Genomic DNA, 12,741 nt, shown 5'->3' with positions numbered 1-12,741 from the left:
TCTAATAAATGTCAAAAGGTTTGCAATGCTTTTAATCTTGACTGAGACCCGCCGTATGGCGGTCGGTTGGGAGAGGTGAAGGCGCGGCGAATACTGCTGTGGAATGGCCCGATGGATTGCCGGTTGCTGAAGTGCGAGCTGTATTGAGGACGTGGAAGACGACCTGACGGGCTGGTCAGGTCATCTCCTTGTTAATCTGTAACCTACTGTTGGAACACTTTATATCCACTAAGATTTACCCTTGCGGAACCAGCTGAACGCAATGGGCACTGGTCTCTGCCCGGCTTCTGGCCTCATCCGTGGATGCGCCCTGGGTCAGAGCAACCGCCATGCGGCGGCCGGGGCGGGTATCAGGCTTGCCGAACAGACGTAGCTTGGCGGTGGCGACATTAAGGGCCTCTGCAATGCCTTCGAAGCGCACGTTATCCTGGTTGTCTGCCGCCAGGATAACGTGGCTGGCAGAAGGGGCAAGGTTAAGGATCTCGGGTACCGGTAGCCCGAGTATGGCGCGCACATGGAGTTCGAATTGACTCAGATTCTGGGAAATCATAGTAACCATGCCGGTGTCGTGGGGACGGGGGGATACCTCACTGAACAGGACCGTGTCCCCTTTGATAAACAGCTCCACCCCGAAGATGCCATAACCGCCCAGGGCAGTGGTAACCGCCTCAGCCTGGCGGCGGGCTTCGGCAAGCGCCGCAGGTGACATGGCCATCGGTTGCCATGATTCGTGGTAATCGCCTTTGATCTGCACATGACCGATTGGGGGACAGAATGAGGTGCCTCCGGCGTGGCGGACCGTCAGTTGTGTGATCTCGTAATCAAAATCGATAAAGCCCTCAATAATAACAGTGTCGGAAGCGCCGCGTGCCCCGTCCATGGCATAGTGCCAAGCGGTATCGACTTCTGCGGCGGTTTTCACCACGCTTTGTCCCTTGCCCGACGAGCTCATGATCGGTTTCACCACGCAGGGGAACCCGATGGCAGCGGCTGCAGAGCGCAACTCTTCGGCACTCTGGGCAAAGGCATAGGGTGCTGTGGGCAATCCTAGTTCCTCGGCCGCCAGACGCCGTATCCCTTCGCGGTTCATGGTCAGGTTTGTGGCGCGGGCCGTGGGAATAACACGCTGTCCCCCCTGCTCCAGTTCCAGGAGAAAGGCGGTATCAATGGCCTCAATCTCCGGCACAATCAGGTCGGGCCGCTCTGCTTCCACCACCCGGCGCAGCGCATCCCGGTCCAGCATGCTGATGACATGGCTTCTGTGTGCCACCTGCATGGCCGGGGCATGGGGGTAGCGGTCAACAGCGATCACTTCCACTCCCAGTCGTTGCGCCTCAATGGCGACTTCTTTGCCCAATTCTCCTGATCCCAGCAGCAGCAGTTTCGTGGCGCCTGGTTTCAGCGGGGTTCCGATGTTCATACGATGTTGTCCTCCATGGTTTAGTGTTATTCAAAATGTCACGACCGGGAAGCTTACTCCAGCCTGCCACACTGCCGCAGCGCCTCGTAGAGCACGATCCCTGCCGCAGTTGACAGGTTGAGGCTTCTGACGTTGCCGAAGATAGGGATTCGGATGCTGGTGTCAGGGTTGGCCGCGATCAGGTCGTCAGGCAGTCCTTTGGTTTCCTTGCCGAAGACGATGAAGTCTCCTTCGTGGAACTGAAAGGCGGCATGGCTGGTTGCGGCCTTTTTGCTGGTGTAGACGAACCGGGCCTGGGGATGTGCCGCCTGCAAGGTCGCCAGATCGGGCCAGGTAACGACTTCGACCTCGCTCCAGTAGTCCAGTCCGGCCCGTTTCAGATAACGGTCGTCCAGGGAAAAGCCGAGTTTGCCCACAAGATGGAGCGGGGTAGCGGTGGCGCCGCACAGGCGGGCAATGTTGCCGGTGTTCGGCGGGATTTCGGGTTCGATCAAAACGATGTTGAATGGGATTGGCTGGTTCATGGCTCTTGTATACCACGAAAATTTCCCGGCGGTCTTGCATTTTTTACGCTTCAGGTCTATAGTTAGCCGCTTATAAAGGGACGTTCCCAGCAAGGAGATGATATGAAAATTATCGTAACCGATGAAGTCGCCAGCGAAGGGCTGGCTCTGCTTAAACAGGACCCCCGGGTGGAGATGGATGTGCGACTGGGGCTCAGCAAGGAAGAACTCCTCAAGGCCATAGGCGACTACGAGGTGATCATAACCCGAAGCGGTACTACGGTAGACCGTGATGTGCTCGATGCCGGCAAGAAGCTCAAGATGGTGGCGCGGGCCGGAGTAGGGATCGACAATGTTGATGTTGAGTATGCCAGCTCCCGAGGGGTAATCGTGGTCAATGCGCCGTTCGGTAACACCAACAGCGCTGCTGAACATACCATGGCGCTGCTGCTGTCGGCGTGCCGCAATGTGACCGTTGCCAATGCCTCTCTCAAGAAGGGTGAATGGAAACGGGCGCCCTTTACCGGTGTTGAACTCAAGGGTAAGACCGCAGGAGTCATCGGCCTTGGCAAGGTCGGGGGGAGGGTGGCGACCCGGCTCAAGGCGTTTGAGTGCGAGGTACTCGCCTGCGACCCGTACATTGCCGCAAAAAGAGCACACGACCTTGGCGTCAAGTTGGTCACGCACGACGAGATTTACAAGAACTGCGATATCATCACGGTCCATACCCCGCTCAATGACGAGACAATGGGGATGATCGGCGACCGTGAGTTTGGCCTGATGAAGAGTGGCGTCATTATCCTCAATGTCGCCCGTGGCGGCGTGATTGGTGAGGCGCCGCTGCTGGCCAATCTCAAGAGCGGCAAGATTGCCCTGGCGGCAGTAGATGTCTGGAGCGAAGAGCCGCCCAAGACCGATCTGTTGAAGGAGTTGATCAGCCAGGATAAGCTGGTGGTAACCCCTCATCTCGGCGCCAACACCTTTGAGGCGCAGGTAAATGTTGCGGTGGATGTTTCAAAGGAGGTGCTGAACTATCTTGACGAGCAGCCTCTGGAGAATGCCGTGAATATTCCACGCTTTGATCTGGCCTTGATGGACCAGATGCGGCCGTTCCTGAACCTGATGAGCACCATGTGCGATTTTGGCATTCAGCTGGTGGATACCAATATCTCCAAGGTCTCGTTCAGCTTTTTCGGCAGCATCGCCCATTACGACTGCACTCCCATCACGGTCTGCGGACTGGCGGCGCTGCTGAACAAGGTGGTTGAGCAGGATGTCAACATGGTCAACGCATCGCTCATCGCCGAGCAGATGGGGATTGCCGTTGAAGAGAGCAAGTCCACCCAGACCGATGCCTTTTCCAATCTCATTACCTTGGTGCTGGAGGGAGAGGGTGGCAAAAGACGGCTTATTTCCGGGACTCTGTTCGAGGGGATCCCGCGTATCGTGCGGCTGCGTGACTACACCATGGACTTCACCCCTGAGGAGCACATGCTGCTCATGCACTATGCTGACCGCCCCGGCATGATCGGCAAGATCGGCACCATCATGGGACAACATGAAATCAATATCGCCTCGATGAACCTGGGCCGCAGTGAGAAAAAGGGGGAGGCCATGGTCATTCTCTCTATCGACTCTGCCGTGCCTCCGGTTGTCGTTGAGGAGATCAAAAAGGCCACTGAAGCAACCTTTATCAAGGCGCTGCACATGCCTACCGCAAAGTGCAACCGCTGCCGCAGTTGTGGCAACTGATTCCGCTTTCATGAAACTGTTGCGGTGGCTTAAATCGGCAGAAGGCTTGCTCTTTGGTTCAGTGCTGGTGGTTGTCTCAGTCGTGACAGCTATCTATTATGGACCGTTCATCGATAATTTTTTTACCTACGATGATTTCGGGCTGATTGAACATGTCCAAAGTGGCCCAAAGGCGGTTTTGCTCGGCTACAACTACATTTTCAGGATTGTTGCCAACAGCGTCTGGCTGCCGTTGTATCATTTGTCAGGGCTTGATCCGCGGGGTTATAACCTGTTCAGCATTGCGCTGCACCTGGCAAATGCCCTCCTGGTCTACATAATGGTAGCCAGGCTTTTTGCTGACCGCGGCCTGGCAGCAGTCAGTTCGGTATTCTTTGCCGCCTCAGCCATTGGTGCAGATGCGATTCTCTGGCGCGCGGCAAATTCGACCCCGCTCAACCTGTTCCACTACTTATTAACGCTGACCGCATATGTCGAATATCGCAGAACTGGAGAGCGTCGCTATTATTGTGCGGCGCTCTTTCTTTTTATAATTGCAGTGTTGAGCAAGGAGGAGTCGGCGTCCCTGCCACTGGTCGCTGCCTTGTTCGAGGTCCTGTTTTTCGGAGGGTTCAGCGACTTCAAGGGGATAGTGCGGCGTACTTTACCGTTTGCCGTTATTATTATTGCCAATGTTGTTGTCAATTACCTGATCATATACCAGGTACTGCATGTGCAGTCAGAACTGGTGACCCACTCTGCATTTCGTCCGCTGCATTCTCTCTTTTCAGGCTGGGCGGTGTTTTTCCTTCAGCCCGATGGTCGTCTGAAGATGGCTGATCCGCGTATTTACGCGACAGCAATCATCCTGCCGGTAATGCTCTTCTGGGTAAAGGATCGCCGGCTGATGCTGTTTGGCCTAGGGTGGGTTTTCCTGTCGTTTCTCCCCCAAAGCCTGAGCAGTCTCTCGCAGTTCGAGCCCAAGTATATCTTCAACTCGATCAGCCGTCATATGTATCTGCCTTCGGTGGGAGCTGCCTTCTGTTATGCCGTGGTGTTAAGAGATGCCTGGTTGCGCTGGGGCAAAGTCATCGGCTATCTGCTTGTTGTTATCGCCTTTTCATTTTATCTCTGGCACAATTACGGTTTGATAAATAGCCGGGGCAAGGCCTGGGCTAGCGATGGTGAGCCGGTTAAAGTATTTCTGACGGCAATTAAGCAAAAAATTCCTCAGTTTCCTCAGAATACCTGGTTCTTTGCGGTCAACGGTCCGACGGGCCGGGCCTACATGCAGCAGTCGCTACGGGCTTTCTACGGGAACCCGACCATTACCTGGATTGTAGACCCGCTTAAATATGTCCAACAGCCGGGTCAGACCGCCATAATCCTGGATGTGGTCTGGTTGGGGGCAAACCGGATCTACGACATCAACGTCATGCCGTTTTCGCTGGCAGAGCTCCTGCGAAGAGCGAATTGATCTCTGACGAAAGAAGGCCCGCTGTTGTACCAGCGGGCCTTCTTTTTTTTCGTTCCTGCAGCTTAATCAGATTTTTCTGCCACCACACTTCTTGAGTCTTGCATGGGCTTCACGCAGCACTTTTTCGGTGGTTGCCCAGCCAATGCACTTATCGGTTATGGAAACCCCATATTTCATCTCACTGGGGCTCTTGGGCATGGGCTGGTTGCCATCTTCAAGGTAGCTCTCGATCATGACTCCCGAGATTGAGCGGTTGCCTGCCTCGATCTGGTTGATGACTTCCGCCAGCACCTGTGGTTGCTTCTCGTGGTTTTTCTCGGAGTTGCCGTGGCTGCAATCGACCATGATTGTGGGAAACAGCCCGGCCTTGGTCAGCATCTCCTCGGTCTTGGCGATATCCTCGGGGTGATAGTTAGGTTTTTTGCCACCGCGCAGAACCATGTGCACATCGGGATTACCGGTAGTTTGAACGATCGAGGTCAGTCCCTCGCGATTGATGCCGAGAAAGTGATGCCCGTGCTGCGCCGCAATCATGGCATCTATGGCAATCTGCATATTACCGTCAGTGCCGTTTTTAAAACCGATTGGAAACGACAGGCCGCTGGCCAGTTCCCGGTGGGTCTGGGATTCCGTGGTCCTTGCGCCGATGGCGCCCCAGGAGAGATGATCGGCAAGGTATTCCGGGGTGATCGGGTCGAGCATCTCGGTGGCAATCGGCAGTTTGTGGGCTGTAACCTTGCACAGCAGGCTCCGGGCCACGCCCAGACCCTTTGAGATCTGATGGGTCTCGTTCATGTCGGGATCGTTGATCAGACCTTTCCAGCCAACCGTTGTCCGCGGTTTCTCGAAATAGACCCGCATAATCAGGAAAAGCTGATCTGAAACCTCAGCCGCCAGCTTTGCCAAGCGATGGGCATATTCATGGGCCCCTTGAGGGTCGTGGATCGAGCATGGCCCGACAACCACCATCAGGCGGGGGTCTTTCCCCAGCAGGATGTTCTTGATGGTTGCCCTGCTCGATGATACGAATTCGCTCGACTCTTCTGATAGAGGGAATACCTGCCTGAGGTCAGCCGGCGCGATTATCGGTGTGATGCTTTTGATCTTGAGATTGTTGGTCTTAACGAACATGGCATTCCCTCTCGATTTCTGCATGTACTGGAATAGATTGGGCCAATGTAGCGAAGAATAAAGGGGAAGTCAAAGAGTTATTCTGGAAGATCGGCAGCAGTGGCCAGTTTTGCCCCTGATGCCATCATCTCGTGCACCGCTTTTTCTGAGTCTCCGGGCTTCAGGTCCACCCCTTTGATTGCATCGGTGAGCACCGTGACTGCAACCCGGTATCGCTGTGCCTCGCGGACGGTCTCCTTCACGCAATAGTCTGTGGCGAGGCCGCAGACATAAAGCGCATTGACCCCGAGATCGGCCAGGATCTCTGCGAGCATGCGCCCCTGGTCATCGCGGGCATGGAAGGCCGAATAATCATCATGATCTGCCTCGGTCCCTTTGGAGAGGATTAGCGCATTTGGCGGGAGTTTCAATGCCGGATGGAATGCCGCGCCAGCAGTTGCCTGAATGCAGTGCGGGGGCCAGATTCCGCCGTAGTCGCGAAAGTGGGAGGTTTTTTCCGGGTGCCAGTCCCGGCTGGCGATGATCGGCAGGCCCTGGCTGCTGAAAGAGGTGATTGCCCGGTTGACGGCCGGGATGATCTGGTCGCCTTGAGCAACAGCCAGGGCGCCACCCGGGCAGAAATCGTTCTGGACATCAACGATTAACAGGGCCGAATGTTTATCCATGCGTAGATCCTTCCTGGATTGCTTTCACCAGTTGCTGCCTGAGATCCAGCAGCCCTTTGCTGATAGAGATCTTGTAGCGATGAGGATTCATGAAGCGCAGGGTGCCTTGCGGCAGTTTCTGTAGCTGGTCGGCAGTCCGGTCTGCCAGGACGTTGAGGTTATCTGATGGCCCTAGAACAGCCTTGCCGTCGCTCATTACGACATCTCTCAGATCGATCAGTTGGGCAGTCACCGGAATTGTTTTGTACTGCAGGGGGTTGGCCGGGTCAAAAACCGTGTCTCCTGGTACGATCGATTCGCTGTCCAGAGTGATAACATCCTGAATGAAACTGCCATCCGGTGCCAGCGCCCGCAATAGCCGCTTACGGTCTGGGAGTGTTGCCTTGGCGGTATCGCTGGTCACCTTCAGCCGTGGCCGGTCACCGGAGCGGACTAGTTTATAGACCCCACCGAGCGCTCCGCCGCCGTCGCCATCACAGGTGACCAGCCTGGTGCCTACTCCGTAAATGTCGACACGCCCCCCTTCGTCGCGGATCGAGTCGATCACAAATTCGTCCAGCTCGTTGGAGGCAACGATCCTGACCTCCGGGAAGCCTGCCGCGTCGAACATCCTCCGGGCCTCTTTTGAGAGGTAGGCGAGGTCTCCGGAATCCAGGCGGATCCCGACAAGACGGTGCCCTCGCTCAGCCAGTTCTCCTGCCACGGTGATGGCGTTCGGGATGCCGCTTTTGAGGGTGTCATAGGTGTCTACCAGCAGTATGGTCGAGTCAGGAAACACTTCGGCGTATTTGCGGAAGGCGGTCAGTTCATCGGGAAAGGCCATGATCCAGCTATGGGCATGGGTGCCTTTGACCGGCAGTTTATGGATCATGCCGGCCAGAACGTTGCTGGTGCTGCGTATTCCGCCTACTGCTGCGGCGCGGGCTGCGGAAAGTCCGCCGTCAGGCCCCTGAGCCCTGCGGAGACCGAACTCGATGACAGTGCCATTGCCTGCTGCGTGGCAGATTCTCGCAGCCTTTGTGGCAACAAGGGTCTGGAAGTTGATGATATTCAGCAGCGCGGTCTCGACGAACTGGGCCTCAGCCAGAGTCCCTTCAACAGTCAGGAGCGGCTCATTGCCGAAAACAGCGGTCCCTTCCGGCACAGCGGTAACCTTGCCGCGAAAACGGAATTCCTCAAGATATTCGAGAAAAGTTGCTTTGAACAGGCCGAGTGAGTTGAGGTAGGAGAGCTCCTCGCTGGTGAAGCTGAGATTTTCCAGGTAGGAGAGCGCCGGTGCCAGGCCGGCAAAGATGGCGTAGCCTCCATTGAAGGGATTATGTCTGAAGAACAGATCGAAAACCGCCGGGGTATCGGCCATTCCTTCATCAACATAGCCGGCCAGCATGGTCAGTTCATACAGATCGGTAATAAGCGGCGAGTATCGCATCAGAACTACCTCCGCAAAAGTTAATTGTATCAAAAAAAGAGGGGGCTGCTTGCGCAACCCCCCGTTGGGAACATTATATTGAATGTTTTTACGAAGACATTACTTTTTAATATTGTAAAACACATCCTTGCCGCGGAAGATTGCAGTAGAGTCGAGTTCGTCCTCGATCCGGAGCAGCTGGTTGTATTTGCAGACCCGGTCGGTGCGGCAAAGGGAACCGGTCTTTATCTGGCCGGCATTGACGGCTACCGAGAGATCGGCCAGGGTGGTGTCCTCGGTCTCGCCCGAACGGTGCGAGATGACACAGGTGTAGCCGGCGCGCTTGGCCATTTCGATGGCGTCGAGCGTTTCGGTGAGCGTGCCGATCTGGTTGAGTTTCACCAGGATGGAGTTGGCGATCCCCTTCTGGATTCCTTCTTTCAATATCTTCGGATTGGTGACGAACAGGTCGTCGCCGACAATCTGGATCCGCTTGCCGAGCCGCTCAGTGAGCAGTTTCCAGCCGTCCCAGTCGTTCTCGGCCATGCCGTCCTCGATTGAGATGATCGGGTACTTGTTGACCAGGTTTTCGTAGAAATCAACCATCTGGGCCGGGGTCTTCTTCGAATCTGTTTCATTTTCGAGGGTATAAACGCCGTCCTGAAACAGCTCGGAAGAAGCAACGTCAAGAGCCAGGAGTACTTCTTCGCCAGCCTTGTAACCGGCCTTGGCGATTGCTTCCATGATTACTTCCAGTGCTTCTTCGTTGGATTTGAGGTTGGGAGCGAAACCACCTTCGTCACCGACCGCAGTGTTGTAACCTTTGCCTTTAAGCACCCCTTTGAGGGCATGGAAGATCTCAGCACCCATACGGAGCGCTTCCTTGAAGCTCTTCGCCCCGGCAGGCATGATCATGAATTCCTGGATATCGACGTTGTTGTCGGCATGGGCCCCACCGTTGATGATGTTCATCATCGGCAGCGGCAGTTCCTTGGCGTTGCAGCCGCCGATATACTGGTAAAGCGGAAGTCCCACCTCTTCGGCAGCAGCCTTGGCAACTGCCAGTGACACGCCGAGAATGGCGTTGGCGCCGAGATTGCTTTTGTATTCCGTTCCGTCAAGTTCGAGCATCTTGCGGTCAATGCCGACCTGATCGGTTGCTTCCATGCCGATGATGGCGTCGGCTATCTGGTTGTTGACATTATCGACTGCCTTCTGGACCCCTTTGCCAAGGTAGCGGGACTTGTCGCCATCACGCATTTCAAGAGCTTCGCGTTCGCCTGTTGATGCCCCTGACGGTACTGCCGCGCGACCCATTACACCTGAATCGAGAAACACCTCGACCTCCAGGGTCGGGTTGCCTCGGGAATCGATTATCTCTCTTGCGTAAACATCGGTAATCTGGCTCATGAACTCCCCTCCATGCTGAAAAAGTGAGAACGGGCTGGGTCAGCCCGCCAATTAAGGCTCTTTTATATCACAGAATCCCGAAAATGAAAGGAGAATTAATGCTGCAATACCCCGTCATTAGTAGCTGCAAGTTGACAGGACACGCTTCTGAGGCTATAGTTAGCTGCATCAACAGCGGTTTTTTGCGTCGCCACATTGCAGCCTGTGGCAGAGCGCCTGGATTATGATGCCCGTAGATGGCAACGAACAACCTGACAAGACACGAAGCACTCTGCTAATCGTTGGCGAGCGCCTCTTTAATTCGCTTTTGGAGCGTTTTTCCGCTCCCCAGAGCGTGAAGCGCAACCGGATTATCCTGTTTTTCCTCACCGTTACCCTGCTCACCCTTTTGCTCACCCCTGGCCAACAGTTTTCACGACCTGTTTACAAGGTCGGTGAAATTGCTGCATCCGACATCCGGGCAACCCAGGACTATCTGCTTGAGGATCGGCAGTTGACGGAAAAGAAGCGGCTGGATGCAGAGTCTGCGGCTCCCTATGTTTATGACCTGAATGTTGCGGCTCCCCATGAGATAACGCAGAGATTTGATAAGGCTGTTTCATCGATTGCCGCAGCGCGATCAGCAGAGAAGAGCAGTGACAGGGCGGGACTCAGGAATTCGCTTAACCAGATTCTCGGTATTCAGCTCAGTGACCCGGAGTTTGCCGCGATCATGAGGTTCCGCTCGGACCGGGTACTGGTCGGCGAGATCAACCGCCTGACCGGGCTGATCTTTGCCAACAAGGTTGTTTCGGACAAGCGGCTTTTTACCAGCGATCTGGCTCACGGCATTCAGATGCAGGACAGTCGCACCTGCGAACTGCTGGCCACTCTCGATCGATCTTTCACGGCAATTGACCTGTCGGAAGCTCAGAAGCGGGTCTTTGAAATCCATTTGAATCTCACCGCCGAGACCCATGATATCTTGTTGATCAAAAAGATCATCGCCAAATCTCTGTTGCCGAACCTGACTCTCAACCGCGAGGCAACCGAAGAACGGCGCCGGGCTGCCCGTGAAGCGGTGGCACCGATCCTTTTCCAGTTGAAGCGTGGGGAAATGATCGTCCGTTCGGGCGAACGGTTTACCGAAGACCAGGTGAGGCGTTTAGGGCAGATATATGCCGGGCGGAGCGTCGTTGCCCGACTGGCGATAACGGCAGGCACCTTCTGTCTGGTCATGATCCTTTGCTATTTCCCGTACCGTTTTGCCCGCAAGAACGTCCGGAAGTTCTCTCCGGGGAACAAGGACCTGATGCTGCTGGCGTTAGTGACCCTGTTCCATTTTACGCTGTTGCGGATAGGGCTGATGTTTTCGACCGCCATGGGTGGGGCTCTTCCCAGCGTCGGTGCGGCAAATTTCTACTACCTCCTGCCGTTTGCTTTTGCCCCGATGCTGGTCCGGATCATTCTCAATTCCGAGGTTGCCCTGGTCTATTGCGCGGTATGCGCACCTCTGGCAGGCGCCATGTTCGACGGCAGCATGCAGGTCGTCATCTTCGCCCTGATGGGTGGGGTGGTCGGCGCCCACGGAGTAAGGCAGTGCAAGGACCGTGGCGTTATCTACAGCGCCGGTCTGAAGGTGAGCGTGGTCAATGTTGCCTTGGCTCTTTCCTTTCAGATCCTGGGGGATGGCTTCTTTTCCCTGCAAACGGTCTACTGCGCCTTTTATGCCCTGATTGGCGGCATTGTCAATGCCACGCTGGTCACCGGAATCATCCCGGCCGTAGAGAGCCTGTTCCAGTACAGCACCGACATGAAACTGCTCGAATACTCGAACCTGAATTCACCGTTGCTGCACAACCTGATGGTTCGGGCGCCTGGCACCTATCACCACAGTGTCCTGGTGGGCAACCTGGTCGAGGCCGCTGCCGAAGCAATCCATGCCAACCCTCTGCTGGCAAAGGTTGCCGCTTATTATCACGACATCGGCAAGGTTTCCAAGCCGCTCTACTTCATAGAAAACGTCAGAGGTGGGGACAACAAGCACGACAAGCTTTCACCGAGCATGAGCGCCCTGATCCTGATCGCTCATGTCAAGGAGGGGGTTGAGCTGGCACGCGAATATCGCCTCGGGTCGGTCATCATCGATATCATCCGCCAGTCTCACGGCTCCAGTCTCATCTCGTTCTTCTATCAAAAGGCTAAGACCCAGTCCAGCGAACCGGCAGCAATAAACGAGCAGGATTTCCGCTATCCGGGGCCGAAGCCCCAGACACGGGAGGCCGGGCTCGTTCTGCTTGCCGACGCTGTCGAGGCTGCCAGCCGGACGCTTTCCGATCCGACTCCGGCCCGCATTCAAGGTCTGGTGCAGAAGATCATCAACAATATCTTTATCGATGGCCAACTCGACGAATGCGAGTTGACGCTGAAAAACCTGCACGAGATTGCCAAGAGTTTTAACCGAGTGCTGAACGGGATCTATCATCATCGGATAGATTACCCTGAACCGGCCTTTAAAGAGAAGTCGAGTGGAGGGAGGAAGCTTCTTGAAAATAGCGATAGTGAACCGCCAGCGGCGTCACCGGATGTCGATACCGCAGATAAGAAAAGTAGCGGAGAGGGTCTTAAGCGCCTTGGGAGCAGCAGGTAGCGAGCTTTCTCTTTCAATAGTCGGCGACGTGGCGATGCGCAGGATCAACCGGGAATATCTCGGCAAGGACCGTCCGACCAATGTGATCTCTTTCTCGTTGTTGGAGGGGGAGTTTGGCGATCTCAACCCGCAAATGCTCGGCGACGTGGTGATTTCGGCTGATACGGCTGCCCGGGAAGCTGAAGAAGCCGGCATTGCCTTCTTTGAGCGGTTCAGTTTTCTCCTGATGCATGGCATTCTGCACCTGTGCGGCTATGACCATGAGCGGAGCGGCGAACAGGAGGCTCACCGAATGGAGGCAAAGGAGCAGGAGATATTCGCGGTGCTGCAGCAGGAAGGCTTGATCGAGTGAGATCGGGAACCTTTC

General features: G+C 55.4%; 10 protein-coding genes. 4 read left to right on the top strand and 6 right to left on the bottom strand.

Annotated features, from left to right (window positions below):
* Window positions 1-235 precede the first annotated feature (235 nt).
* Together purT and KI809_RS01395 are read right to left on the bottom strand one after the other, a co-directional pair.
* Entirely contained in the window at window positions 236-1,420 is a 1,185-nt protein-coding gene (gene purT, locus KI809_RS01400) for a formate-dependent phosphoribosylglycinamide formyltransferase (protein WP_214169726.1), read from the bottom strand.
* 53 nt (window positions 1,421-1,473) lie between these two features.
* Window positions 1,474-1,944, bottom strand: a complete 471-nt coding sequence (locus KI809_RS01395) for a tRNA (cytidine(34)-2'-O)-methyltransferase (protein WP_214169725.1) — start codon at window positions 1,942-1,944, stop codon at window positions 1,474-1,476.
* Window positions 1,945-2,046: 102 nt separating this feature from the next.
* Between KI809_RS01395 and serA the strand changes: the two genes are divergently transcribed.
* Both serA and KI809_RS01385 read left to right on the top strand, forming a co-directional pair.
* Window positions 2,047-3,675 carry a phosphoglycerate dehydrogenase gene (gene serA, locus KI809_RS01390; protein ID WP_214169724.1) on the top strand — a complete coding sequence of 543 codons (1,629 nt, stop codon included), beginning with the start codon at window positions 2,047-2,049 and terminating at the stop codon, window positions 3,673-3,675.
* A 10-nt stretch (window positions 3,676-3,685) separates the two neighbouring features.
* Window positions 3,686-5,131: a glycosyltransferase family protein gene (locus KI809_RS01385; RefSeq protein ID WP_214169723.1), complete on the top strand. Its 1,446-nt coding sequence runs from the start codon at window positions 3,686-3,688 to the stop codon at window positions 5,129-5,131.
* Window positions 5,132-5,197: 66 nt separating this feature from the next.
* Here the strand turns inward: KI809_RS01385 and KI809_RS01380 are convergent, their stop codons facing one another.
* The 4 genes from KI809_RS01380 to eno form a co-directional block, all read right to left on the bottom strand.
* Window positions 5,198-6,262, bottom strand: coding sequence for a 3-deoxy-7-phosphoheptulonate synthase (locus tag KI809_RS01380; protein WP_214169722.1), 1,065 nt, complete (start codon window positions 6,260-6,262; stop codon window positions 5,198-5,200).
* Between the two features lie 77 nt (window positions 6,263-6,339).
* Entirely contained in the window at window positions 6,340-6,927 is a 588-nt protein-coding gene (gene pncA / locus KI809_RS01375; RefSeq protein ID WP_214169721.1) for a bifunctional nicotinamidase/pyrazinamidase, read from the bottom strand.
* Window positions 6,920-8,356, bottom strand: coding sequence for a nicotinate phosphoribosyltransferase (locus KI809_RS01370; protein ID WP_214169720.1), 1,437 nt, complete (start codon window positions 8,354-8,356; stop codon window positions 6,920-6,922). The genes pncA and KI809_RS01370 overlap by 8 nt, the downstream gene beginning before the upstream one ends.
* A 99-nt stretch (window positions 8,357-8,455) precedes the next feature.
* Window positions 8,456-9,745, bottom strand: a complete 1,290-nt coding sequence (gene eno / locus KI809_RS01365; protein WP_214169719.1) for a phosphopyruvate hydratase — start codon at window positions 9,743-9,745, stop codon at window positions 8,456-8,458.
* Window positions 9,746-9,968: 223 nt separating this feature from the next.
* Here eno and KI809_RS01360 point away from each other — a divergent pair, with 223 nt between their 5' ends.
* A complete protein-coding gene (locus KI809_RS01360; RefSeq protein WP_281416726.1) occupies window positions 9,969-12,374 on the top strand; it encodes an HD family phosphohydrolase in 2,406 nt (801 codons plus the stop codon).
* Window positions 12,271-12,726 carry an rRNA maturation RNase YbeY gene (ybeY, locus tag KI809_RS01355; RefSeq protein ID WP_281416725.1) on the top strand — a complete coding sequence of 152 codons (456 nt, stop codon included), beginning with the start codon at window positions 12,271-12,273 and terminating at the stop codon, window positions 12,724-12,726. The genes KI809_RS01360 and ybeY overlap by 104 nt, the downstream gene beginning before the upstream one ends.
* Window positions 12,727-12,741: the final 15 nt, after the last annotated feature.

The organism is Geoanaerobacter pelophilus (assembly GCF_018476885.1).
In the GTDB taxonomy this organism is placed as follows: Bacteria; Desulfobacterota; Desulfuromonadia; order Geobacterales; family DSM-12255; genus Geoanaerobacter; species Geoanaerobacter pelophilus.
The sequence above is the reverse complement of the archived record's forward strand: the minus strand, read 5'-3'. Positions and strand labels throughout refer to the sequence as shown.